Annotated in this window: 24 protein-coding genes; all 24 read right to left on the bottom strand. The window is 29.7% G+C overall.

The annotated features are described in order from the left end of the window. Position 1 precedes the first annotated feature (1 nt). Positions 2-1,318: a ribosome biogenesis GTPase Der gene (der, locus tag ABF633_RS04805; protein ID WP_415522508.1), complete on the bottom strand. Its 1,317-nt coding sequence runs from the start codon at positions 1,316-1,318 to the stop codon at positions 2-4. Then, positions 1,303-2,637, bottom strand: a complete 1,335-nt coding sequence (locus ABF633_RS04800; RefSeq protein WP_415522507.1) for a DUF512 domain-containing protein — start codon at positions 2,635-2,637, stop codon at positions 1,303-1,305. Before ABF633_RS04800 ends, der begins: the two co-directional genes overlap by 16 nt. A 194-nt stretch (positions 2,638-2,831) precedes the next feature. Next, the gene (gene phoU, locus ABF633_RS04795; RefSeq protein WP_415522506.1) at positions 2,832-3,488 is read right to left on the bottom strand and encodes a phosphate signaling complex protein PhoU; all 657 of its coding nucleotides are present in this window, start codon (positions 3,486-3,488) and stop codon (positions 2,832-2,834) included. Positions 3,489-3,563: 75 nt separating this feature from the next. Then, positions 3,564-4,313 (bottom strand): phosphate ABC transporter ATP-binding protein PstB, encoded by a 750-nt coding sequence (gene pstB / locus ABF633_RS04790; RefSeq protein ID WP_415522505.1) that lies wholly within the window; start codon positions 4,311-4,313, stop codon positions 3,564-3,566. Between the two features lie 12 nt (positions 4,314-4,325). Then, a complete protein-coding gene (pstA, locus tag ABF633_RS04785) occupies positions 4,326-5,210 on the bottom strand; it encodes a phosphate ABC transporter permease PstA (protein WP_415522504.1) in 885 nt (294 codons plus the stop codon). Further along, the gene (gene pstC / locus ABF633_RS04780) at positions 5,210-6,100 is read right to left on the bottom strand and encodes a phosphate ABC transporter permease subunit PstC (RefSeq protein WP_415522503.1); all 891 of its coding nucleotides are present in this window, start codon (positions 6,098-6,100) and stop codon (positions 5,210-5,212) included. The genes pstA and pstC overlap by 1 nt, the downstream gene beginning before the upstream one ends. A gap of 74 nt (positions 6,101-6,174) precedes the next feature. Further along, positions 6,175-7,089, bottom strand: a complete 915-nt coding sequence (locus ABF633_RS04775; protein WP_415522502.1) for a phosphate ABC transporter substrate-binding protein — start codon at positions 7,087-7,089, stop codon at positions 6,175-6,177. A 119-nt stretch (positions 7,090-7,208) separates the two neighbouring features. Continuing rightward, entirely contained in the window at positions 7,209-9,347 is a 2,139-nt protein-coding gene (locus ABF633_RS04770) for a methyl-accepting chemotaxis protein (RefSeq protein ID WP_415522501.1), read from the bottom strand. Positions 9,348-9,517: 170 nt separating this feature from the next. After that, on the bottom strand, positions 9,518-11,224 hold the full coding sequence (pnpS, locus tag ABF633_RS04765) for a two-component system histidine kinase PnpS (RefSeq protein ID WP_415522500.1): 1,707 nt from the start codon (positions 11,222-11,224) through the stop codon (positions 9,518-9,520). A gap of 1 nt (position 11,225) precedes the next feature. Then, complete coding sequence (locus ABF633_RS04760) at positions 11,226-11,924, bottom strand: winged helix-turn-helix domain-containing protein (protein ID WP_415522499.1); 699 nt, start codon at positions 11,922-11,924, stop codon at positions 11,226-11,228. Positions 11,925-11,945: 21 nt separating this feature from the next. Next, positions 11,946-12,653, bottom strand: coding sequence for a peptidoglycan editing factor PgeF (pgeF, locus tag ABF633_RS04755; RefSeq protein WP_415522498.1), 708 nt, complete (start codon positions 12,651-12,653; stop codon positions 11,946-11,948). 84 nt (positions 12,654-12,737) lie between these two features. Further along, positions 12,738-13,202, bottom strand: coding sequence for a transcriptional regulator NrdR (nrdR, locus tag ABF633_RS04750; protein ID WP_415522497.1), 465 nt, complete (start codon positions 13,200-13,202; stop codon positions 12,738-12,740). 60 nt (positions 13,203-13,262) lie between these two features. Further along, positions 13,263-13,523 (bottom strand): YlmC/YmxH family sporulation protein, encoded by a 261-nt coding sequence (locus tag ABF633_RS04745; protein ID WP_415522496.1) that lies wholly within the window; start codon positions 13,521-13,523, stop codon positions 13,263-13,265. Positions 13,524-13,880: 357 nt separating this feature from the next. Further along, positions 13,881-14,654 (bottom strand): RNA polymerase sporulation sigma factor SigG, encoded by a 774-nt coding sequence (sigG, locus tag ABF633_RS04740; protein WP_415522495.1) that lies wholly within the window; start codon positions 14,652-14,654, stop codon positions 13,881-13,883. A 73-nt stretch (positions 14,655-14,727) separates the two neighbouring features. After that, complete coding sequence (gene sigE / locus ABF633_RS04735; protein WP_415522494.1) at positions 14,728-15,438, bottom strand: RNA polymerase sporulation sigma factor SigE; 711 nt, start codon at positions 15,436-15,438, stop codon at positions 14,728-14,730. Between the two features lie 11 nt (positions 15,439-15,449). After that, positions 15,450-16,247, bottom strand: a complete 798-nt coding sequence (spoIIGA, locus tag ABF633_RS04730; RefSeq protein WP_415522493.1) for a sigma-E processing peptidase SpoIIGA — start codon at positions 16,245-16,247, stop codon at positions 15,450-15,452. Positions 16,248-16,561: 314 nt separating this feature from the next. Further along, complete coding sequence (ftsZ, locus tag ABF633_RS04725; RefSeq protein WP_415522492.1) at positions 16,562-17,668, bottom strand: cell division protein FtsZ; 1,107 nt, start codon at positions 17,666-17,668, stop codon at positions 16,562-16,564. A gap of 15 nt (positions 17,669-17,683) precedes the next feature. Further along, on the bottom strand, positions 17,684-18,943 hold the full coding sequence (ftsA, locus tag ABF633_RS04720; RefSeq protein ID WP_415522491.1) for a cell division protein FtsA: 1,260 nt from the start codon (positions 18,941-18,943) through the stop codon (positions 17,684-17,686). A gap of 195 nt (positions 18,944-19,138) precedes the next feature. After that, positions 19,139-20,395: a glycosyltransferase family 2 protein gene (locus ABF633_RS04715; protein WP_415522525.1), complete on the bottom strand. Its 1,257-nt coding sequence runs from the start codon at positions 20,393-20,395 to the stop codon at positions 19,139-19,141. Between the two features lie 246 nt (positions 20,396-20,641). Next, positions 20,642-21,697, bottom strand: a complete 1,056-nt coding sequence (locus ABF633_RS04710; protein ID WP_415522490.1) for a type IV pilus twitching motility protein PilT — start codon at positions 21,695-21,697, stop codon at positions 20,642-20,644. Positions 21,698-21,884: 187 nt separating this feature from the next. Then, the gene (sigK, locus tag ABF633_RS04705; RefSeq protein WP_415522489.1) at positions 21,885-22,586 is read right to left on the bottom strand and encodes an RNA polymerase sporulation sigma factor SigK; all 702 of its coding nucleotides are present in this window, start codon (positions 22,584-22,586) and stop codon (positions 21,885-21,887) included. Between the two features lie 182 nt (positions 22,587-22,768). Beyond that, positions 22,769-24,322 carry a penicillin-binding transpeptidase domain-containing protein gene (locus ABF633_RS04700; protein ID WP_415522488.1) on the bottom strand — a complete coding sequence of 518 codons (1,554 nt, stop codon included), beginning with the start codon at positions 24,320-24,322 and terminating at the stop codon, positions 22,769-22,771. Between the two features lie 180 nt (positions 24,323-24,502). Beyond that, positions 24,503-25,732 (bottom strand): peptidase U32 family protein, encoded by a 1,230-nt coding sequence (locus ABF633_RS04695; protein WP_415522487.1) that lies wholly within the window; start codon positions 25,730-25,732, stop codon positions 24,503-24,505. Further along, on the bottom strand, positions 25,725-26,384 hold the full coding sequence (locus ABF633_RS04690) for an O-methyltransferase (protein WP_415522486.1): 660 nt from the start codon (positions 26,382-26,384) through the stop codon (positions 25,725-25,727). The genes ABF633_RS04695 and ABF633_RS04690 overlap by 8 nt, the downstream gene beginning before the upstream one ends. Between the last annotated feature and the right edge of the window lie 8 nt (positions 26,385-26,392).

The following is a 26,392-nucleotide window of genomic DNA, read 5'->3' as shown; positions in this document are numbered from 1 at the left end:
ATCATTCCTTCCTTTCTCTGAAAATAACTTTAATTCCAGTTCCTCTAAAATCAAAACTTTCTCTTAATTTATTCTCTAAATATCGTTCATAAGAAAAATGAATAGCTTCTGTATCATTTACAAAAAAGATAAAAGTAGGGGGTTTTATGGCTACCTGTGTTACATAATAAATTTTAAGTCTTTTTAAAGCTACTACAGGTGGTTCTTTCATAAGTACGGCTTTGCTAACTACATCATTTAAAACACCTGTGGATATTCTTCTAGAATAGTTATCATAGCATTTCTTTACTTCTTCTAACACCTTATTAACTCTTTGACCTGTTTTTGCAGAAATAAACAGATACTGTGCATAGGCCATAAAGGATAATTTATATTGTATATTCTTCTTGAATAAATTCATAGTTTTATCATCTTTTTCTATAAGATCCCATTTGTTTACTAGAACCATTATTGCTTTATTTAATTCATGGGCATAACCAATAATTTTTTCATCCTGATCACTTAGCTGCTCAGTTGCATCTAATATAAGTATACATACATCAGCTCTTTCTATAGCCGCTAAAGTTCTTATAACGCTGTACCTTTCAATTTCTTCTTTTACTTTGCTCTTCCTCCTAAGCCCAGCTGTATCTATTAAAATAAATTTTCCTTCCTCTGTTTCAAGGTAACTATCTACAGCATCTCTAGTAGTACCAGGTATATCACTTACTATAACTCTATCTTCTCCAAGTAATTTATTAATCAATGAAGATTTGCCCACATTTGGTCTACCTACTACTGCAATCTTAGTATATTCATTCTCCTCATCAATATTATCTATCTCTTTAAAATGCTCTACTATTTTATCAAGCATATCTCCAAGACCCAATCCCTGAGAAGCTGAGATTGCTATTGGCTCACCAATCCCCAAATTATAAAATTCAAAAGAATTTTGCTCATCTGCTAATTTATCTATTTTATTTACCACAAGTACAATTGGTTTTTTTGATTTTCTAAGCATCAAGGCCACTTCGTTATCTGCATCTGTAAGTCCCTGCTTTCCATCAACTATGAATACAATAACATCAGCAGTTTCTATAGCCATCTGAGCCTGCCTTCTCATTTGGGCTACTATAATATCACTGCTTTCAGGCTCTATACCACCTGTATCAATAATGGTAAATAAATTGCTGAGCCATTCTGCTTCAGCATATATTCTATCTCTAGTTACACCTGGTGTATCTTCTACAATGGAAATTCTTTTTCCTGCTAATTTATTAAATAAAGTTGACTTTCCAACATTGGGTCTTCCTACTATTGCTACTATTGGTTTTGACATATATTATTCCTCCCGGCGTGTTCATTTATAATTTCTATTAGATCTTCTCCTGTATATTCACAAACTAAAACTTTTGTATTTAAAGCCTTTTCAATATCCTCAATAAGTATATCGTCTAAAAACATCTCTGTATCTACCTTCAGCATATTTTTTGGCACTACAATATATTCCCCATATTTAACTTTTTTAAGCTGTTTAATAATATCTCGCCCTGTAATAAGTCCCGCCACCGTTATAGTGTGACCTAAATAATCATTTAATATTTTAATGGTATTTACATTTAAATTCTTATTTACAGATGAAATTGCATCTCCTGCTGACTTTATTTCTTTAAAAGCTGAAACCCCTGTTACTAAAGTAAATTCACCTTTAATTCCTTTCTTTAAGTTATTTAATGTGCTTTTTATATTTTCTCTAAAAATTCTGACCATTCCTATTCCATCTTCTAATTGATCAAAATCTTCATAAAACTCCTTTTCTGGTATATCCATATCCGCCAAAATATAAAATTCATCAGAAAGTCTTATAAAGGGTACACCTATTTCCCTTATAAAATTCTTCTGCAGTTGTGAAACTAAGTTTATCTCTTCTTCTGCCATACTCCTATCATAAGTATTTAAATCAAATAGTCCATCTCTATACTTTGTTACACCTACAGGTACTCCTGCAACATTTTTTATATTAGGATAAAACTTGTATAAATCCATTATGGTTTTTTTTAGTTCTTTACCATTATTCACACCAGGACAAAGCACCAATTGACAGTTCATAGTTATACCACCCTGAGATAACCTTTCAAGTCTCTCCATAACATTGCCAGCAAATCTGTTATTAAGCATTTTTGTTCTAAGCTGAGCATTTGTTGTATGTACAGATATATTTATGGGACTTATCTTATAATTTATTATCCTATCAATGTCTTCATCCTCCATATTTGTCAAAGTAACAAAATTCCCCTGAAGGAAAGATAATCTTGAATCATCATCCTTAAAATATAGAGACTTTCTCATACCTTTTGGTAATTGATCTATAAAACAAAATATACATTTATTTCTACAGCTTTGTGCTTTATCAATTATTCCATTTTTAAATTCTACACCAAATTTTTCATTAAATTCTTTCTCTACTTCAAGTTCCCATATTTCATTATTATCTTTTTTTTCTACCTCAACAATGACATAATCATCTGCCATTAAAAATCTGTAATCAATTATATCCTTTACTTCTTTACCATTTATACTTATAATTCTATCCCCGGCCTGAACACCTAACTCTTCTGCAATACTTCCACTGTAAACCTTTGAAATTTCATTTTGCATATCTTACGCTCCCAAATCAAAACATACATTAATATATTACCTTTAATAATTATGTTCATTATATATCAAATAAATAATCTTATTTATTTTCTCATATCTTAAGTTATATTACCTTAATAAAAAATTTTAGTCAAGAAATAGAAAATGAAAAAAATAAAATCTCCCTCAATATTACTATAAGGAGATTTTATTAATTATTCATTTAAATCTATTTGTTCTCCGGTAACTAGATATATAGTACCTTCACAAATATTAGTGGTATGATCTGCTATTCGTTCTAGATATTTGCAAGCAAATAGAAATTGTGTAGCCTGATTTATAGTTTTTGGATTATCCATCATCATTACTAAAAATTCACTAAAAATCTGTTTATATAGAGCATCTATTTCATCGTCTTTTTTACATATAGCATAGGCGCGCTTTACATCAGCCTGTACATATGCATCAAGAGAAACTTTAAGCATTTCTTTAACCAAAGTAGACATACGGGTAATATCTGTTAGCTGGCTTACGTAATCGTCCGTTTTTAATCTTTTAGTCACTTTTGCTATATCTACAGCATGATCAGCTATTCTTTCAAGATCAGTTACTATTTTAGTAGTAGTAAATATATTTCTCAAATCCACTGCTAAAGGCTGCTGCATTGCTATAAGTTTTATAGCCTTATTTTCAATTTCCTTTTGTATATCATCAATTACATCGTCATTATCTATAACCTGTTGTGCTAATTTTTCATTTTGATTGACTAAAGATTCTATACATTGAAATATCTGTTTTTCAACCATACTCCCCATTCTCAAAAGATCTGTATGCATTTCTTCCAAATGTGAGTCAAAAACTTTTCTTGGCATTAAAATCACCTCTTTTTTTCATATACCATATACATTATTAAATTAATTCCTTAAATAGAATAAAAAATAAAAAATTTAACCAAATCTACCTGTAATATAATCCTCTGTCCTCTTATCTACTGGTTTATAAAATATACTTTCCGTTTTTCCATCTTCAACAACTTCTCCATTTAAGAAAAAAGCTGTGTAATCTGAAATTCTACCAGCTTGCTGCATATTATGGGTTACAATTATTACAGTATACTCCTTTTTCAATTCATCCATCAGTTCCTCAACTTTTAAGGTTGATATAGGATCCAATGCCGAAGTAGGTTCATCCATAAGAAGCACTTCTGGCTCCACTGCCAAAGTTCTAGCTATGCATAATCTTTGCTGCTGACCTCCTGAAAGTCCTAAAGCACTTTCTTTTAATCTATCCTTTGCTTCTTCCCAAAGTGCAGCACCCTTTAAGCTTCTTTCTACAATTTCGTCTAATTTATTTTTATTTCTTATACCATGTATTCTTGGCCCATAGGCAATATTATCATATATAGACATAGGAAAAGGATTTGCCTTTTGAAATACCATGCCTATTCTCTTTCTCAATTGAATTTCATCATAATCTTTATATATGTTCTTATCCTCAAATAATACTTCTCCGTCTATTTTTACACATTCAATAAGATCATTCATTCTATTAATAGTTCTCAAAAAAGTAGACTTTCCACATCCTGAAGGTCCAATTAGTGCAGTTACAGAATTTTTTTCTATGTCAAGATTAATATTTTTCAATGCTTGTACATTTCCATAGTATAAATTTAAATTATTAGTCTTAATTATGCCCATTTTATTTCCCCCTTACTTTCCGCTATAAGAATTATATATTTTCTTTCCAATTATTCTTGCTAAAACATTAAATAATAAAACCATAATTACTAATACTGCTGAAGAACCTGTAGCTATTTGTGCAGCATCAGGAACCATGCCCTCTGAATTCAACTTCCATATATGTATAGCAAGGGTTTCTGCAGGTCTAAAAAGACTAAAAGGTGAAGCTTTATCAACCAAACTTATATTACTATATTTTAAGATAGGTGCACTCATACCAGAAGTATATAAAAGTGCTGCTGCTTCTCCAAATATCCTACCAGCAGCCAATATAATACCTGTTAATATTTGAGGCATTGCAGAAGGAACTATTACCTTTTGTATTGTTTGCCATTGTGTTGCTCCTAAACCAAGACTAGCTTCCTTAACCTTTGCTGCAGAAGCAGTTATAGCATTTTCAGATACTCTTGTCATTGAAGGTAGATTTATAACAGTAATGGCCAAGGCTCCTGACAATAAAGTATAGCCCCAGTGAGTTATAGTTACAAAAACTAATAATCCAAATAAACCTACTACTATTGAAGGAAGAGATGCTATAGTTTCAATACACAATCTGAGTATATTTAATATTTTCCCCTCTTTAGCATACTGAGACATATATATTCCAGCACCTATTCCGATAGGTATAGTTATTATAAGAGATACTATAAGCATATAGAAGGAATTAAATAACTGTGGTCCAATTCCACCGCCAGCTTCAGCTATTTTAGGATCTCCAAATAAGAAGTGAAAATTCAATGAATTTCTACCATTATAAATAATATACCCTATAAAACTAACTAATAATATAACTATAAATAAAGATATTAAATATAATATTATAGTTGCTATTTTATCGTATATTTTAGCTTTCATTATGCTTCACCCCTTTTGCCAATTAGCCTTATTATAACAATAAAAAGAAATGATATCAATAAAAGTAAAAGTGCCAATGACCAAAGTGCATCATTCCACGGTGTATTATTAACAGTATTAGCCATGGTCATAGTTAATATACTAGTCAAGGTAGTTGTAGGTGTTCCTAAGCCTTGTGCAAATTTCAATGTATTACCTATAAGCATTTGGACAGCTAGCGCTTCACCAAAAGCTCTTGCGAGTCCAAGTACAATACCAGTTAAAATGCCACTTTTACTTGCAGGAACAATAACTTTGTAAATGGTTTGCCATCTAGTAGCACCAAGTCCATAAGAAGCTTCTATGTAATCTTTAGGTATAGTTTTTATTGCATCAGAAGATATACTAGCGATTGTAGGTAATATCATAATACTCAGCACTATTATTCCTGCTATTAGACTAAATCCAACACCACCAAATATACTTTTAATAAAAGGGACTAAGACTAAAACTCCAATCCACCCATATACAACCGATGGTATACCAACAAATAACTCCATAGCTGGTTGAAGAATTTTTTCTCCTAATTTAGGTGATATTAAATTTATAAATATGGCTAAAGCTATACTTATAGGTGCACTTATTATTACTGCACCTATGGACACTAAAGTAGAACCTACAATAAAAATTAATGAACCATACTCAGGTTTATCGTAATCAGGCTTCCAACTAGAACTAAAAATAAATTTCAGTATAGAATAATGATCTTTTGTAAATAATCTTATTCCCTTTGCTGAAATAAAAAATATTATAGCTAGTGTTAATACTAGTATTAATAATCCACATAATATGGAAAAGCCTCTACCTAAATATTCTGTTTTAATCTTTTTCCAATAACTTCTTTTATCCATATAATCAACCTCAAACAATTTTATTTTATAAAATACATTAGACTAGCTGTAATAAACAGCCAGCCTAATATGTACTATTTAGTTTTCATTTCACTAGAAGGAATATATCCTAACTTCACAACCGTATCTTTAGCATCAGCACTTTGAATATAATCAATAAATGCTTTAGCTACACCAGTAGCTTCACCTTTTGTATACATATGTTCATATGACCAGAATGGATATTTTCCTGAAGTTATATTTGCTGTAGTTGGAGCAACTCCATCAATTTGTAATTCTTTTATACTAGTTTTAACGTCATCAGTCAAATATGATAAAGCTAAATAACTAATACTTCCTGTTGTTTTTTCCATAGCGGTTTTAACTGAACCATTTGCATCCTGAGTAGTTCCTAAATCATCTTTTTCCTTAGTTCCATCCATAACTGTTTTTGTAAATGTAGCTCTAGTACCAGAACTGCTTGGTCTATGAATAACATTTATAGCTAAATCTTTACCGCCAACATCTTTCCAGTTTGTTATTTTACCAGTAAATATGTCTTGAATTTGTTTTTTAGTTAAGTTTGTAACATCTACATCCTTACTTGTAACTACTGAAAATCCAATAACGCAGACCTTGTGATCAACTAAAGTCTTAGCAGTAGTCGCATCTAATTTTTCTTCAGCAAAAATATCTGAATTTCCGATATCTACTGCTCCCTGGCTTACCTGTGTTAATCCAGTTCCACTACCGCCACCTTGTACATTTACTGTTGCATCTGGATTTTTCGCTTTAAATCCATCTACGGCTTTTTCTGCTAAAGGTTGAAGAGCTGTAGATCCAGAAAGTGTTATTGAACCTGAAACTGCTTGTGATGTACTTGAAGAATTACTTGCATTACTTGCAGCATTATTTGAAGAACTACTGCTGTTTCCACATCCAGCAAATAGTCCAGCAACCACTGTAATTGCCATTGCTGTAACCACAAGTTTAAGTTTTTTACTTTTCATAAGGGTACCTCCATTCAAACTATAAAAAATATTATTATCATTTACCTTACAAAATTATAATATCAAAACAAGGTTAATACAATATTATACCTATGTTAATTTAATTTAACATTCCAATTTTATACAGTAAATTTATTTATGCTAACAACTATATTTTCTGTATTTTTCCCCATTTTATCTATAATATTATTCATATTTTTTGTGCCATCATATTGCTCTGCTACTACTTGTTTTACTATCTCTATTGAGTCATTAAAGTCCTCACAAGCTTCTTTAACTTCATTTAACTTTTCATACATAGAATCATTTTTATCATTTAAGTCCTCTATGCTCTTATCTACCTCATCTATGTAATTAACTATACCTTCTGTAGAATTAAGCATATTATTGTAGTTATCTATGGTATTCTTCACAAATTGAGATTGAGATAAGGTAACCTGCTTTGCACTTTGTATTTTTTTCTCAGCAGAATGCATATCTAAATTTAAGGATTCTACAATTTCCTCTATTTTATTCATTTGTAAAAAAATATTTTGAGACAATTTCTTTATTTCAATAGCTACTACATTGAATCCTCTTCCTATTTCCCCATATCTTCCTGCTTCTATGGATGCGTTTAAAGAAAGTATATGTGTCTGTTTTGATATATCGGTTACTGCTTCTACTATGTTTGTTATATTCTTTAAATTGTCATTTAATTTTTTAAAGGAGTCACTGGCATCATTCATTCTCCTATTTGATTCTACATTAACATTTTTCAATTCATCTATAGTATAAATTCCCTGTTTATTTATTTCTCTAATTTTAGTTGCCTCATTTAAAACTTTTCCAGATTGATCTTTTATATTTAAAAGCCTGTCCTTTATTGTACTAAAGGAGTTAAAACTCCATTCAACTGCATTAGACATTTTCATAGTATCTTCTAATATACTTTCAGTACTTTTATTTATTATTTCCATACCTGTAACAGTATCTTGCTGAGCACTCTTTACCACACTATTTATATGTATAAGACCCCTAATAGTATTCTTTATCTCAATTAAAAGATTTTTTAAATCGAGAGTCATATTATTAAAACTTAAAGTAAGTTTTCCAACTTCATCTTTAGATTTTATTTCATTTATTACAGTAAGATTTCCCTTTGATATTTCGTGTGTATTTTTAATTAATAAATTCATTGGTTCAAAAATCTTTCTAATTATTACATTTAAACACAGAGTTATTACTATAATTAACAATAAGCTCAATATTAATATAACTGTACCTATAGTTTTTGGTGACCTTTCAATTTCGTTCTGTCCAACTGTAAGAACTACCATGGCATTTAATTCAGGTATACTTGTAGAATTGGAGTAATATTTTTTACCGCCGTAATTATATTCCATATCTTTTGAATTCTTAGTCCCTAAAAAATTTTTATCTTTAGACAAATCATAAATGGACTTAATATCTACCTTTTTATTGATATTTATTTTTATAGGACTATATATGGTATTTTGAGATCCATCCACTATAAATGCATAGCCTGAATTCAAAAATTTAAAATTATCAAGCTTGTTAGAAAAATAATCAGTAAAAATATTCTTGCCCACAATTCCAATTACATTACCCTTATCATCCTTTATAGGTTGTACAAAAGTAACTACTGGCTTAATTGATATTACTGAAGTATATACACTACTCATAACACTTTTTCCTGTTAAGGCTTGCTTAATATAGTCATTATTACTTAAATCAAATCTCAAAAAATCATCATTACTGCAAGTAATAACTAATCCATTTTTATCTGTAACAAATATATTTTCATTGTATTTATTTGAAGCTGCATATTGCTTAAGATTACTCCTAAGTTCTTCTACATCACCACCATAATTCTTCTGAAAAACTTCTTTTGGATTACTGGCATTTGCAAGGGCAACTTTATTCACACCGATATCAGAAGCTATTTTTCCCATATCACTAGTCTGTATTAATATTAAACTATCAAAATTATTACTTATTTCCTGAGATAGAATCTTCATATTTTCTTTGCTCATATCTAACATTTTATTATAAGTTATAAAATATATAATTCCCCCTACTAATATCATAACAAATATTATAGCTAAAGATACAATTCCTATTATTTTCAAAGATATAGACTTCCTAAAATTTAATGTTGACATAGATTTTTTTAATTTCAATATTAATGCAGGCTCTTTAAATTTCAACATTGATACAAATTTCTTCAGTTTTAATGCTAAATTAGATTTTTTCATGCAGTATCTCCCCTCTAATGAGTAATAATTAACAACTAAATATTAACCTATTTATGTTAATTTAATTTTAGCCAATGTTAATTACATGTTAATTATAAAAGATAATTCATTTAAGCTTAGCGATATTAAGAACTCTATTAGTAAGCATTAGAGGGTCATAAAAACTCCCACTAAGTAAGATTCATTGATACTGGCAATTTTATAATGAATTTGCTTCCCTTGCCTAGCTCACTTTTTACTTCAATAGTTCCACCGAAGTTTAAAACTATGTGTTTTACAATGGCAAGGCCTAAACCAGTTCCTCCCTTTGCTCTAGAACGTGCTTTATCTACTCTATAAAACCTTTCAAAAAGCCTCTTAATGTGTTCTTGTGATATACCTAAACCTGTGTCTTCAACGTATAAAATGCATATATCTTTCTCTATACTTGAAGAAATATAGACACTATCATTGTTTTCAGAATACTTTATAGCATTATCAACTAAATTAATTAGCATCTGCTTAAACCTATCTTTATCTCCTAAAAGTTTTATAGGTGAATTTTCTACAACAGCTAAAGATATATTCTTATTTTCAGCTGTATTCTTCATTAAATTGTACACATTATCTATTATCTCATCTACAGAAAACATTTCCTGCTTCATTTCCTTTTGCGCTTCTATGTGTGATAAACTTAAAATATCATTTATTAATCTAGTTAGTCTCTCCACTTCCTCATCAATTATATCTAAAAATTGAATTCTCTTTTCATTGTCTTCCACATATTTTAAGGTTTCCGTAAATCCTTTTATTGATGTTAGAGGTGTTTTTAATTCATGAGAAACATTTGCCACAAACTGAGACCTCATATTTTCAAGTTTTCTAATATCAGTTATATCTTGGAACACAGCTACTTTACCAATATTTTTTTCCTCATTAACTATATCTGCAGTTTTAATTCTAATAACTTTCTCTTCTGGCCACAATATTTTAATTTCCTTAAATCCATTAGAACCAGATTTAAATACATCTTCAATTTCAAAATCTCTGATGCTGTCCATTAGATTTTCACCTATAATATTTTTTTCTATACCAAATAACATTTCAGCGTAAGGATTAATCATTATAACTTTACGCTTTCTGTCTACTGCAACAACTCCACTTTCCATACTTTTTAGTATAGCCTCAATCCTATTTTGTTTATCTAGTGAATCCTTCATTGTAAGCTTCAATTTTTCTGCCATATTATTGAATTTTTTTCCAAGACTGCCTAATTCATCATCAGAATCAATCATGATAGTTTTTTTAATTTCTCCTTTATCTACCATATCCGCCATAGTCTCTAAATCCTTTATTGGCTTTATAATAATGTTAGATAATTTTTTTGCAAACCATAAAGATACTAAAAAGGTTATTAATATCATAAGAGAATAATATTTTAAATAAGACATTTTTAATGTTTCTATAAAATTCAATGGTTGTGCACTTCTAATAATATAATCATTATATTTAATTGCAGCATACATAACATTTTCGTTTAATGTATTACTATATCTTATAGCATAAGAATCGTTATTTTCTTTAGCCGTATTAATTTCAAAATAAGAATTTTCAGTAGATTTCTTAAAATCTTTATCTGAATTAAATATAACATTATTATATTTATCTATAAAAGTAACACTTATATTAGAATTGCCATATTCTTTAATTAAAAATTCTCTGTTTTTACTTAAATTGTTAAAATCGAGAACCTTTATAATAAATTCATTATTGCTTTTAAGATTTGATTTAATATTCTGTTCATATTGATAATTGACTAGAGATATAAAAAGTAAAGTTACTATTATTAATGTAAAAAACACAGTAGCTAAAGTGTAAAGTATAATCTTCTTTTTCATATTATTCCCCATTGTAATTAAATCTATATCCGATGCCTCTAATGGTTTCAATATATTTTGGATTTTTATCATCATCCTCAATCTTCTGTCTTAAATGCCTTATATGTACATCAACCGTTCTAGTTTCCCCCATATACTCATATCCCCAAACCTTATCCAGTAAAAAGTCTCTAGTCATAACTCTGCCTTTATTTTTTATAAGAATCTGAAGTAATTCAAATTCTTTTAAAGTCAATTCTACTTTTTTATTTTGTTTTATAACTTCATGTTTTTGGAAATCAATATTTATGTCAGCAATTGCATAAGTATCATCATGATATTGAGTTTTTGCTCTCCTTAACATGGCCTTTACTCTTGCCATCATTTCTCTTATGGAAAATGGTTTGGTTATATAATCATCTGCACCCAATTCCAAGCCCAATATTTTATCAATTTCCTCACCTTTAGCTGTAATCATAATTACAGGTACAGTTGAGATAGATGGATCTTTTCTTATCTCTCTGCAAACATCATAACCATCCAATCCAGGAAGCATCAGATCCAATAATACAAGTTGAGGGATTTCACTTTTAGCAAGTTTAACTGCGTCATTTCCATTATTAGCACATATTACTTTATAACCATTGTTCTCTAAATTAAATTTTATTAGTTCTATAATATGTTCTTCATCATCTACAATTAATATTTTTTCTCCAGCCATAAAATTGTACCTCCAATATCATCACTTCATATATATAAAAGAATACATTCTCCCATAACCCACCTTTTGTTTTCTATAGGAGAAGAGCTCATATCTATCATTACAAAATGTACAAATATTTAAACTTTTTATATTTTCTTTAAGCACTCCAATTTTTACAAGTTGCTTTATTATGCAAGCCTCTAAATTAAGTTTACCATTATTATAAAATTTTATGTTTTTGTATATGTCCTTTTCATAAAATTTTGCAGCTATATCTTTTCCAAATTCGTAACAGCATTCCCTATTATGAGGACCTATATAAACTTTAATGTCCTTTACATCTACAGAATACATATTTACAATTCTTTTTACAGTTTTATATACAATTTCAAGAAATGTACCTTTCCAACCGCTGTGTACCGCCGCTATTATAGATCTATCTTTACTATAAATTAAAACCGGCACACAATCAGCAGTAAATACTCCAATTGCCACATTTGGCTTGTCCGTAATAATTGCATCACCTTCATGAACAATACCATCATATAAATATATTTTGTCACTATGAGTCTGCTTAAGATAGCCTACCTCATCCACTTGGAACCACATCTTTATGTTTTCAAGATTTTCTAATCCTTCAGAAGTTGACATATTGAAATCTAAATTACTCTTTGCAGTAGAAAAATTAATTCCTATATTGTCATCTTCAAAATTTATAAATTCGTAATTATCAACGGTAATATTCATTTTCCACCTCTATTATATTAGCATATATAACACTTTTAAAATTTAAATTTAATATTATTAACAAGAATTTAACAGTAAAACTCATTATTTTAATTTCTTATTTGTTAATAAATTACTTATTTCTTTCATAAAGGTATTAATATCTTTAAATTGTCTATATACTGATGCAAATCTTACATAAGCGACCTCATCTATTTCTTTTAATTTTTCCATTATAACTTCACCAATCATATCAGATTTTACCTCTGTTAACATCTCATTACTAAGACTCTTCTCAACTTCACTGGCAATATCCTCTATTTGCTTTCTAGATATAGGTCTTTTTTGACATGCTTTTATAAGTCCGCTAATTATCTTGGATTTATCAAAAAATTCTCTACTTGAATCTTTCTTTATTACAAGAATAGGAATATCTTCTACCTTCTCATAGGTAGTATATCTTTTATTACATTGTAAACATTCTCTTCTTCTTCTGATAGCCATGTTATCTTCTGTAGCTCTAGAATCAATAACTTTACTGTCTTCAAATCCACAAAATGGGCATTTCAATATTTTCACGTCCTTTGTATAGAATAATACATATATTATACACTTAAAATCCTAAAATCTTCAATCATTATTGTATAGTATATCTCTTCCATCTATTAAAATCACATCAACTCCTATCTTAGTTATTTGAGGCCATGGAATTTCTATGTCATTATTTTTTGAAAACCACCCGGCATTTTGATTTGGTACTAGAATAGAGATAATTTTATAATTATCACAGTCCACTACTAAATCTTTTATATATCCTAGTTTACACCCCGTATTTATATCTATTATTTCCATAGATCTTAAGCTATTTAAAGAATACATACCATTTTCCATTATTATATTCCTCCTTGTAAAAGGCATATTCAAATAAATAACTAGTCAGTATGCTAGCCTATTTTGAATCCTACTGCGTCAGCAGAACCCTCAGATAGCCCACTATCCTGGTCACCTGCTTCCTTGTTGGATTCAAAATATTCGTCGTATCTTTGACTTACTATTTATTTTCACATGCCTAAATGAATAATACCTATACTAAATTATATTACATAAATTGTATATAATTACTTTATTATCAGTAATTATATGATTTTTTAATAAAAATAAAAGATCGCTATTACTTATATTTAATAGCGATCTAGATATTAATATTTATATGACCTTAGTCTTCTTTCACTTAACTTTTCGAATATTTTATACATATTTTCTCATATGCCTCAAAGCTGTTTTTTCAAGTCTTGAAACTTGAGCTTGAGATATTCCTATTTCATCTGCCACCTCCATTTGTGTTCTTCCATCAAAAAATCTCATATTTAATATAAGTTTTTCTCTATCATTTAAATTTTTCATAGCTTCTTTTATGGATATATTTTCAAGCCAGCTATCATCTAGATTTTTACTATCGCTAATTTGATCCATTACATATATGGCATCTCCTCCATCATGATATATAGGTTCAAATAAAGATATAGGATCCTGAATGGCATCTAAAGCAAATATAACCTCTTCTCTTGGAACATTAAGTTCCTTTGCGATTTGAGATACTGTAGGTTCTTTATTATTTTTAGCAATTAGCTTATCTCTTACCTGCAATGCTCTATAGGCAATATCTCTAAGAGATCTACTAACCCTTATAGAATTATTATCCCTTAGATATCTCCTTATCTCACCTATTATCATAGGAACTGCATATGTAGAAAACTTAACATTTTGACTTAAATCAAAGTTATCTATAGACTTTATTAATCCAATACATCCAACTTGAAATAAATCATCTGCATTTTCCCCACGATTATTAAATCTTTGTATAACACTTAATACTAACCTTAAATTTCCTCTTATAAATTTCTCTCTACAAGTTCTATCGCCATTTTTCATCTGCAGCAAAAGTTCTCTCATTTCTTTTTCCTTTAATACTGGAAGTTTCGAAGTATTAACGCCGCATATTTCTACTTTATTGATCATCAATCTCATCAGCCCCTTTAGAATAATAGCATTTAAATTATTCCCTTGAAAAACTGATTTTATACTAAAGACAACCTTACAACATTTTTTTAATTTCTTTTTTTAGCCTCTTTATTATTCTCTTTTCAAGTCTAGAAATATAGGATTGAGATATTCCAAGCATATCTGCAACCTCCTTTTGTGTCTTCTCACCCTTACCATTTAAGCCGTATCTCAATTCCACTATTTCCTTCTCTCTCATAGTTAATTTTTTCATTGCTATTATTAGCAGTTGTTTATCTACTTCATCTTCAATCAAATTGTATACTGCATCATTTTCTGTTCCCAATATATCTGATAATAATAACTCATTTCCATCCCAATCAATATTGAGCGGCTCATAAAAGGATATTTCAGCTTTAACTTTACTATTCCTTCTTAAATACATTAGTATTTCATTTTCAATACATCTGGAGGCATAAGTTGCCAATTTAATTTTTTTATCTGGATTAAAAGTATTCACAGCTTTTATCAAACCTATTGTGCCTACAGAAATTAAATCCTCCACACCTACACCTGTATTTTCAAATTTTCTAGCTATATAAACCACCAATCTTAAATTTCTTTCAATAAGAATAGATCGTACACTTTCATCACCATCCACTAATTTGTTTACCAGATCATTTTCTTCATCCTTAGTAAGAGGTGGTGGCAAAGCATCGTTTCCTCCAATATACATAACTTTTTTCGCAAAAATTTTAAACTTTACTAATATCCTATTAAACAATACTCTTAACCACATACCCATTTCCCCCAATACTAAATAATTCCTCTTGATAATAAAGCATTATAATCATTTAAGTCACTGAGCTTAGTATCGCAAACAGCAACAATCAATTCAGTTTTTTCAAAAATATTATTTTTACAAATATTTACGTCAGCCGGCTTAAATCCTTTTAAAAGCCCACCTGAGCCATTTACAACTTTAAATGGTATGTAAAATACTTCTTTTGATTTTATATTTATGTCAGATAAAATATCTTTTTCAACAATCATAACGGGAAGATTAGTCACCGGTTCTCTAAGTTCATTTCCTGTATCCAAGAATGCCTTTATTCTTTTCTTTTTTTCACCAAATACTATATCTACATCATATATAAAATTTAAAATCTCCTTACGATCTTTAACAAATATAACAATTCTATGGAGTACCATATACAAAATCATTAGTGTACATAAAATATATTTATAAGAGAAAGTAGGCATATTATCAAAGGTTAAACCTTTACTAAAGTATAATTCTATAAAAATACAACAGCCTGCTGTCATCATTGCATATAAAATAAATATACCTGATGCTTTAATATTAAATAGTATATTGCTCTTTCTAAAAGTCACTAATATCATCACTGCAGCAACAATAAATTTTAAAAATATAGAAGTAAAAAATTTAGGAACGGGATATATAATAGTCAAAACATATAGACTTCCCAGCAAACCGGCTATAAATAAATACCTTAATTTAACCTTTACTTTCAAGGTCTGAGAAGTTACGTACAATAGAAACATATTCACAATTAAATTTTCAATTATAAGTACATCTAAAAACACAACCATATTAATCCCCCTTTTAGAGTTTATTATATAACTTAATTCTATAAAATTTTGTCACTTTGTAACTTCTAAGCAGCATTTTTTATTTCTTAAATATGTCAGTTTACAATAAATAACATCAATTAAGTTCATTCTCATACAAAAATTTTATAAAAAATATAATAAATCTTATAAAAATTCATTTAAAGTATCTGAGCAAATAAAATAAGAGATTGTAACTATAAACTATTTAAAAATTTATAGTTACAATCTCTTATTAATAACAAAAATTCTGTTTTGTCTTAGAAATTGCATTCCAAAAAAAACAAAATTTCAATCTATAATTTTCCCTTATGTTGTCTTCTAAGAAATGCTGGGACATCTAAATCATTTTGTTTGATATTTGATGAGTAATCCACTGTACTTGCAACTTCTTGTTCTGGCTTTTTAATTTCTTCTTTAATATTATTTATAAAAGTAGTCTCTGTTTTATCACTTTCAAAACCTGTAGCAATTACAGTTATTCTCAATTCATCTTTTAAATTTTCATCAATAACTGCTCCAAAAATTATATTTGCATCAGGGTCCGCCGCTTCCTGAACAATTTGTGCGGCCTCATTTATTTCAAGAAGTCCTAGGTCTTCTCCTCCTGTTACATTGAGAAGCACACCAGTTGCTCCAACAATTGAAGTTTCTAGTAAAGGACTGGATATAGCCTCCTTTGCTGCATCGGCAGCTCTTGTATCTCCAGTACCAGATCCAACTCCCATATGAGCAAGTCCCTTGTCTAGCATTACAGTTCGCACATCGGCAAAATCAAGATTAACTAGTCCTGGTATTGTTATAAGATCTGATATACCTTGAACACCTTGTCTTAAAACATCATCAGCAAATTTAAAGGATTCAACTAATGTAGTCTTTTTATCCACAATGGAAAGTAGTCTCTCATTAGGAATAGTTACTAATGTATCTACTCTTTCCTTTAAACTTTTTATTCCACCTTCAGCATGAATCATTCTTTTTCTTCCTTCAAAAGGAAAAGGTTTTGTTACAACTCCCACCGTAAGTATACCCATAGATTTAGCTATTTCTGCAACCACAGGTGCCGCACCAGTTCCGGTTCCACCACCCATACCAGCCGTTATAAATACCATATCTGCTCCTTTAATGGCTTCTGATATTTCATCTTTACTCTCTTCTGCAGCTTTTTGGCCTATTTCAGGGTTTGCACCTGCTCCAAGACCTTTAGTAAGCTTATCTCCTATCTGTATCTTTTGTGAAGCTTGGGAAAGTGCTAAAGCTTGTTTATCTGTATTTATAGCAATAAACTCTACATTTTTAAGTCCTTCTACAATCATTCTATTAACAGCGTTATTTCCTCCTCCACCACATCCTATAACTTTTATCTGCGCAAATTGTTGAACATCAACATCAAAATCAAGCACAATATTACCTCCTCATTAGAAAAAATCTGCAAGAAAATTTCTCACTTTTGATAAGACACTTGTATTTTCATAACTTTTTTTATTACTTTGATTCCAGATACTATCATTTTCTGTTTCCTCATGGTAATTACCTAAGGCTTCACCTTGCTTAAAAATATCCGAGGCATCTTTTACAATACCAACTGCTGCAGCATATATAGGATTAGCAGCACCTACATATTTAGGCGATCCAATTCTAACAGGTTTTTTTAATATGCTTTTTGATAAATCTATGACTCCCTTAATTGATGAAATTCCCCCTCCAACAAATACAACATCAGTAATCTCCTCAAAATGTCCACTTTTAATTATTTGATTTCTAGTAAGTGTTATTAATTCCTCCACCCTAGCTTCTATAATTTCCCTTAGAAAATTATAATTTACTGTTATCTCTTCATTGTAAGAGGACTTAATATTGAAATCATCTTTTTCTGAGTTTATAGAATTATCTAATAAATTTGCATATTTAATCTTAAATTTTTCTGCTTCACTCAAAGGTATCTTGAGACCTAACGATATATCGTTAGTTATACTATTACCACCCAATGGTATTATTGATGTAAAACATACATTATCATTTTTAATTACAGTTACATCTATTATCTCGGCGCCTACATCTACTAATGCAACCCCCATTTCTCTTTCCTCTTGCATTAATACAACTTTAGCAGTTGCTTTTGGTTGAAGACAGATGCCATTAACCTCAATTCCTGCTTTATTTACACTCTTGATAAGATTATTAACTATGGTGGTTTGTGCCACAAGTACCTCTGCTTCTACTTCTAATCTTAAGCCACTCATTCCAACTGGATCTTTAATGTTATCATAGCCATCGATAATAAATTGCTGTGGTTCAATACCTATAATTTCTTTATCGGATGAAACTGATATAAGTTTAGCAGCCTCTAAAACTCTATCAACATCACTCTTTCTTATTTCCCTATCTTCAGAAGATATGGCAACTATTCCGGTATTATGTACAAGTTCACTTATTCCTCCAGGAAGTGAAATATAAGCTTCTTTTATTTCAATATCTACCATTCTTTCAAGCTTTTTTACACATTCCCTTATGGATTCTGCTGAATTGTCAATATCAACTACAACAGCTTTTTTTAATCCACGACAAGCAACAGATGTAACACCAAGTATTGCAAGTTCCCCATTTTTATTGAATCTGCCTACTGCCGCACAAATCTTTGAAGATCCGATATCTATTCCTACTAAATAATCATTCATACAGTTTCCCCCCCTATAAGAGAACCCTTTCCCTATGTATATTCAACACATAATTTATTTTTCCTCTTTTTTTTAAAATTTATTTTATGATTTTATTTAATTTTCAACCATAAATATTTATCCGATGACTACCATCCGTAGATAATCATTAAAAAAACAAAAAGAGGCAAGTATCACCTATGCCCCTTTTTCTAATTAATTTGCCTTCTCAAATTCCTTTATATCTACACTTCGTGTATGTAGAGTATGACTCCATTCCTTATCATTTCTATTCAAAATACCTTGAATAGAAATAGGTAGCCAGGTTATAGCATAAATAGGTAATATAATGTAATAAAGCAAAATTTTGAAATTAATTTTTTTATCTAAAAGCAGTAAGAAAGGTGTATATAAATACATTATCAGAGCCATTAATCCTGTTAATGTAGTAAATAAACTACCACTTGAGTTATCTACAAGGGTTTGAACATTAAACAAGTAATCATAAGCACCTATGCCCAGTTTAACTATTCCAATTACCGTTGATATACCCATTAAAATAAATAATACAGGTTGTATAGTATAAATTGCACAATCAATAGCTGTAAAATTTCTTTCTAATATACCTTTTTTTAATAGTTTAAAAAAATATCTTCCTGATACATCAGCATAACCCTGCATCCATCTTTTTCTTTGCTTCCAAGACTGAATTAATGTAAGCGGCTTTTCATCATAAACTACTGCATCGTAAGCAAATCCAACTTTATAGCCATTACTTACCAGTTTACAGGTGAATTCCAAATCTTCAGTTAAGCAGGTTGCACCCCAACCCAGCTTTTCAAGAATTTTTGTATCAATACAACATCCTGTACCACCCAATTGACTAGATATACCTAAGTTATTTCTAGAATGTTGAAACATTCTATTATTTGCCCAAAAGGAAATAGAATAACTTCCAGTAATCCAAGTATCCTGTGGGTTTTTACTATCTAAATAACCCTGAACTACTTTATATCCCTCACAAAGCTTTTTATTCATTTCATTTAAAAAATTTTTACAGGCTATATTGTCTGCATCAAAAATCACTACCGCATCGTAATTCTTACCCATTTTGAATATTTTTCCAAACATCCATTCCAACGCAAAACCTTTTCCTCTTTTTTCCTTATTAAACCTTTCATAGACTAAAGCACCGCTTTTTCTAGCCTTTTTTGCTGTATTATCAGTACAATTGTCTGCAATTACAAAGGTATCATACATATCTTTAGGATAATCCAGCCTGTTCAAGCTAAAAACTATATCACTGATAACAGCCTCTTCATTGTGTGCCGCCACTATTAAGGCAAAAGTCTTTTTAGGTTTTATAGAACTAGAACTCTTTTTTTTGTAAAAGCCAAATAAAGAAATAAATAGACAATATACAGAAAAAATAAAGACAAAACCTGTTAAGGTGCGTGAACCAATAAGAATTATATTTTTTAGTTCATTCACTATGTATCCCCCCTAAACAAAGTTATTTTAGCACAAAAATATTTTAATTACTATAAGAAAATATTAAAAATATCTTAAATTACAATAACCTCATGACTAGTACCATTAATATCTATTATATCCACTTTCCTTTATATTTAAAATTATTTTTTTACGTAAAATAATAATTTTCTAATTTAAAGATTATTCTAATTCAATTTATAGTATAAATAGTTATGAATGCTAATATTAAAAAATCAATAATTTTGAAATAAGTTCCCTGTCTACACTATATGTTAAAGCAGATTCCTGGGATATAACACCTCTTTTATATAATTCAGCCAAAGACATATCCATTGTTTTCATACCATATTTATTACCAGTTTGTATAAGTGATTGTAATTGATGAGTTTTTCCCTCTCTTATAAGATTTTGTATTGCAGGAGTATTAATCATTATTTCAAGTGCGGCTACTCTTCCTTTATTGCCTTCAGTAGGTATTAACTGTTGAGATATTATACCTTTAAGTACTGCAGCAAGCTGAATTTTTATTTGTTGCTGCTGAAAAGGTGGAAATACATCTGTTATTCTATCTATAGTTTTAGCTGCACCTATAGTATGTAAAGTAGAAAACACAAGATGACCTGTTTCTGCCGCTGTAATAGCTATAGATATTGTCTCTAGGTCTCTCATCTCTCCAATCAAGATAACATCGGGATCCTCTCTTAAAATAGCTTTTAAAGCAGATGTATAACTATTGCTGTCCCTACCTATTTCTCTTTGATTTATAATTGACTTATTGTGTTTATGCATATATTCTATTGGATCTTCTAAAGTTATTATATGTGCCTTCCTTGTAAAATTAATTTCATTTATCATGGCAGCAAGGGTAGTACTTTTACCACTTCCTGTTGGCCCTGTAACTAAAATTAGACCTCTTTGTGCTTGAATTACATCATTTATAACCCTTGGGAAATTCAATTCTTTAAGTTCTGGTACTTTTAAACCTACATTTCTAATTGCAATAGCATCACTACCCCTTTGCTTATACGCATTAACTCTAAATCTGCCTATGCCAGCTACAGAATAAGATAAATCTATTTCACCTTTTTCGCTGTATTCATCAAACTTAGATTGAAGCAGCTCTCTCACATACTTTTCTGTATCAGCAGGAAGAAGCTTGTCTTCATCTATGGCATTAAGTTCACCATTCACTCTTATAACCGGTGGTACTCCAACAGTTATATGTAAATCTGAGGCTTTATTATCTAATGTTAATTTCAATAACTCATTCAGCTTTTTCAATTCCAGTCCTCCATTACTTAAATTTATAATATATATTGATTATATACTAAAATTCATATTTAGTAAAAAAAATTAAGGATTAATATTAGAACTTTGCTAAAAAATAGCCATTGAAGGATCAAAATATATAATACATTGGCTGATTATATATTTACTACTTACTAATTCTTAATCCTTAATTAACAAGTCACTTGCCCAGGGCATTTAATTGACGATTCAATTTTTTTAACGCTCTTTTTTCAATTCTAGAAACATAAGATCTAGAAATACCCAACAAACTTGCTATTTCTCTTTGAGTCTTCGCCCTTCCGTCTTTCAATCCATATCTCATTAAAATAATTAATCGTTCTCTTCCCTTTAAGCAGTTATCTATTTCTTCATAAAGCTTTTTTACTTGAATTCTATTTTCTACAATTTCTATAACAGAATCTTCTTCACTACTTAAAATATCCATTAGCGATATTTCATTTCCCTCTTTATCTACACCAATTGGATCTTGAAGATATACTTCACCTTTTGTTTTTTTGTTATTTCTTATTAACATTAATATTTCGTTTTCAATACATCTAGCCGCATATGTTGCAAGTCTAGTGCCTTTTGAACTATTATATGAATCGATGGCCTTAATAAGTCCTATAGTTCCTATAGATATTAAATCGTCAGAATCCTTTCCTGAGTAAGAATATTTTTTAACAATATGAGCTACTAATCTTAAATTTCTTTCTACTAAAATATCTTTAGCTAACGGATCTCCCTCTTGCAATTTTGTTAAGTAATATTTTTCCTCACTTTCTGTTAACGGCTTTGGAAATGAAGCACCATTCCCAACATAAGCTGTCAAAAAAGTTATACTACCAAACATATTTAATAAACAATATATTATAAACACAGAGATGCTCCTCCCAACAGTGCTTGTTAATATATTATGTTTATTAGTGGAAAAAGTGCATGTACTATTAACTTAATTATTTTAACATAGCTTTAAATTTAAAATTTCTTCTCCATGATCTTGAAATTTCTCATAAGATGTCATTGATGGCCTACAGATCTCTCTTGCCCCTCTTGATGATTCTATTTATTAAGTTCTTCCACTATTTTTTTAAATACAGGTACAGCTGTATTTCCAGCTTCTTCACTGTTTTTTATGTCCGGTACCTGTACTACAGCTGAATAGTACTTATTCTTTATTTTGAAGAATCCCACAAACCATCCATCAACATGCTTTTCTTTTTCAATTCTAGTAGAAGTTCCAGTTTTACCTCCAATATCATTATTGGGTACATAAGCCAATTGTGCTGTACCTTTTTTATTGGCTATTACCTGTCTCATTTCTTCTTTCATTATATTTGCAGTATTTGTACTCAATACATTTTTACTTGTAGTGTCTGGAGTATAAACCACCTTACCATCACCATCTATATACTCTTCTATAATACTTGGTTTAACATATACTCCATTATTAATAACCGTATTGGGAATACTTAAGGCCTCTAATGGAGTTATTCTGAACTTCTGACCTATAGACATAAGACTTATATCCCCTACAGAATTAGGATCTAATTTTGGTATAGCATATTGTTCATAATTTAAACCCAAAACTTTATCAAATATTCCCTGCGCTTTTGCATATTTATAAATATTATCATAGCCAGTAAGGTTTCCTATTTTCATAAATGCTTCATTTGAAGATACTATATATGCTTCATTAGCTGTATAGCTTCCTGTTCTTCCCTCTTGATTGTATTTACCTGTATCCTGAAACCTTTGTGTAGTAGTTATACTATTACTTTCCAGGGCAGCTTCTTCTACTATGGTTTTAAATATTGATCCTGGGAAAAGATATCCATCTTCTATCCCTGCATTTTCATTACCCCTATTAGGATTTTTTTGAGTCAATGCCCTTATTTTACCGGTATCACTTTCCATAACTACTGCACTAATCTGATTATAGTTCTTAAATTCATCCTCATTTAGGACTTTATTTACTTTATCATTCATTTCCTTATCAATAGTTAATTTTACATTTACTGAAGAATTATTATTTATATCTCGAATATTTGTAAGATTTCCATACACATCTCTCTCAAAAGCTTTTTCCATATATGAATTATTTTTTAATCTATTTGCAATTTCATATTCTAAAGAATTTTTATCCTTATCCTTATTATTGTTATCTTTGATATTAGTTATTATATTGCTTATATCTGCCGCTTCGCTGCGGTCAACTTTATTGTATATATAGTCATAAAATCCATTTACATCTTTTATATCTTTAATTTTATTGTAGGTATCTTCATCAATTCTCCAATACAATTTCTGATTTTCTGTTTTGATGCTATCATTAAACAGATCATAATCCTTGTTATAACTTCTCAAAGTATAAGTTAGTGCTCTAAGATCATACATATTTGTATCACTGTTATTCTTAAGAAATATGTATGGATTTATTACTGCATAATATTCCTGATTATAGTTTAAAAATTGCTTACCATTAGTGTCTAATACATTATAATTTAAATCTGTTGTCCTCTCAAAAGAAGTATTTTGAGCATTAAAACTTGTCATAAGAGCAGCATTTTTAATGCAAGCTATAGAATATAATTTATATATTAAAAAAATAAACATACCAAAAAAAACAATCATAACTATTGAACATTTTTTGCTTTTTATATTCACAAAAAAACACCTCACCCTAGTCTTAATTCTAGACTAAAGCAAGGTATTTTATACAAAGTAATTTCTATATATAATTTTAAAATATATGCGCTTCAACAAATTGTGTCCATTAATAAAGTACTTATCTTTTTATATATCCTGATTTTTTCCTTTAATAATCATATTACCTTTTTCCAAAACTACATCCGTTTTTATTGAATATATCATTTGGGCTACCGGTGTAGATTCAATAGGTTTATCATTTTTATCTTTTAGATCCTGTAATTCTATAATAATATTGTCTCCCATTGGTTTTAAAACTTCCACAGTATCTCCCTGAAAAGCTTTATTTCTCTGCTCTATGACAGCTCTTTTAGTTTCCATATTGTAATCCAGCACAATTCCAATAATATCAAAATTTCTTATGTATGCTGAGGATTTATGATACTCTTTGTTTTCTTCACCAAAGTAAAAACCTGTATAGTAAATTCTGTGGCTAGGCTTCATTAAATACTCCATCCATTTATTATCGAATTCATACTTTGATGGATCTTCAAAATACTTGTCAACAGCCTCTCTATATGCTTTTACCACAGATGCTACATAATATGCGCTTTTCATTCTACCTTCGATCTTAAAGGAATTTATACCTGAATTAATGAGTTCCGGTATGTGTTCTATCATACACAAATCTTTAGAATTCATTATATAAGTACCTTTGTCATCTTCATTTATGGGAAAATACTCACCGGGTCTTTTTTCTTCGACTAAATAGTATTTATATCTGCAGGGCTGGGCACACTGACCTCTGTTGGAGTCTCTACCTGTCATGTAATTTGAAAGAAGACATCTGCCAGAATAAGACATACACATGGAACCATGGACAAAAGCCTCAATTTCACAGTCCTCTGGAATTTTTTTTCTCATCTCTTTTATTTCTTCTAATGACATTTCTCTTGCAAGAACAATTCTCTTTACTCCCTGTTTATACCAAAATACAGCAGATTTCCAATTCACATTATTTGCCTGAGTACTTAGGTGTAATTCTAAATTTGGTACTACTTCTCTAGCGGTCATAATAATACCTGGATCTGATACAATAATAGCATCTACCTTTAAGTCATATAACTCTTTTAAATAGTCTTCTAGTCCTTCTAAATCTTCATTATGTGGAAATACATTTAAAGTTACATAAACTCTCTTATTTCTGCTGTGAGCAAATTCTATACCCTCTTTAAGTTCATCTGTAGTAAAATTATCTGCAAATGCCCTCAAATTAAGTTTGCTTCCACCAAGGTACACTGCATCTGCTCCAAAATTTATAGCAGCTATTAATTTTTCTAGATTTCCCGCTGGTGCAAGTATCTCTGGTTTATTCATCTACTATCTTCCTCCTTGTAGTAACTGCTATTCCATCTCCCATAGGAATTACAGAGGTTATAAGTCCTTTGTCTTTAGAAACTATATCTAAATAGCTTCTCATCCTCTTTACAATGGTAATTTTTCTTCTTTTCACAAGTTCATCATTGGCAACCATTCCTCTAAATAAAACATTATCTGCCACAATAATGCCATCTTCATTTAGAAGTCTTAAACATTCTGGAAGAAAGTGATTATAGTGCCCCTTTCCCGCATCCATAAATATTAAGTCGTATTTATCCTTTAAACCCTTCAAAACGTCTAAGCAATCCCCTTGTTTTATTTCAATTTTACTGCTTAATCCGTATTTTTCTATATTCTTTTTAGCTTCTTCTATCATATTAATATCTCGTTCAATAGTTGTAATTTTTGAATTTTCATTGGCATACATGCTCATTAAGATTGATGAATATCCAATGGCAGTGCCTAATTCCAATATTTTTGCAGGCCTTTTTATGGTTAATATAACCTCTAAAAACCTTGCAGTCTCCTTTTGAACTATAGGTACAAGATTCTTATGTGCGAACTCTTCTATTTCTCTTAATATGTCAGATTTCTCACAAATAAGCCCTTTAATATATTGTTCAATATAGTCAAAAGTAATTCCACTCATTAAAATTC

The organism is Clostridium sp., assembly GCF_047718555.1.
Classification (GTDB): domain Bacteria; phylum Bacillota; class Clostridia; order Clostridiales; family Clostridiaceae; genus Clostridium_I.
Note: the sequence above shows the minus strand (reverse complement) of the source record. Positions and strands in the feature narration are given on the sequence as shown.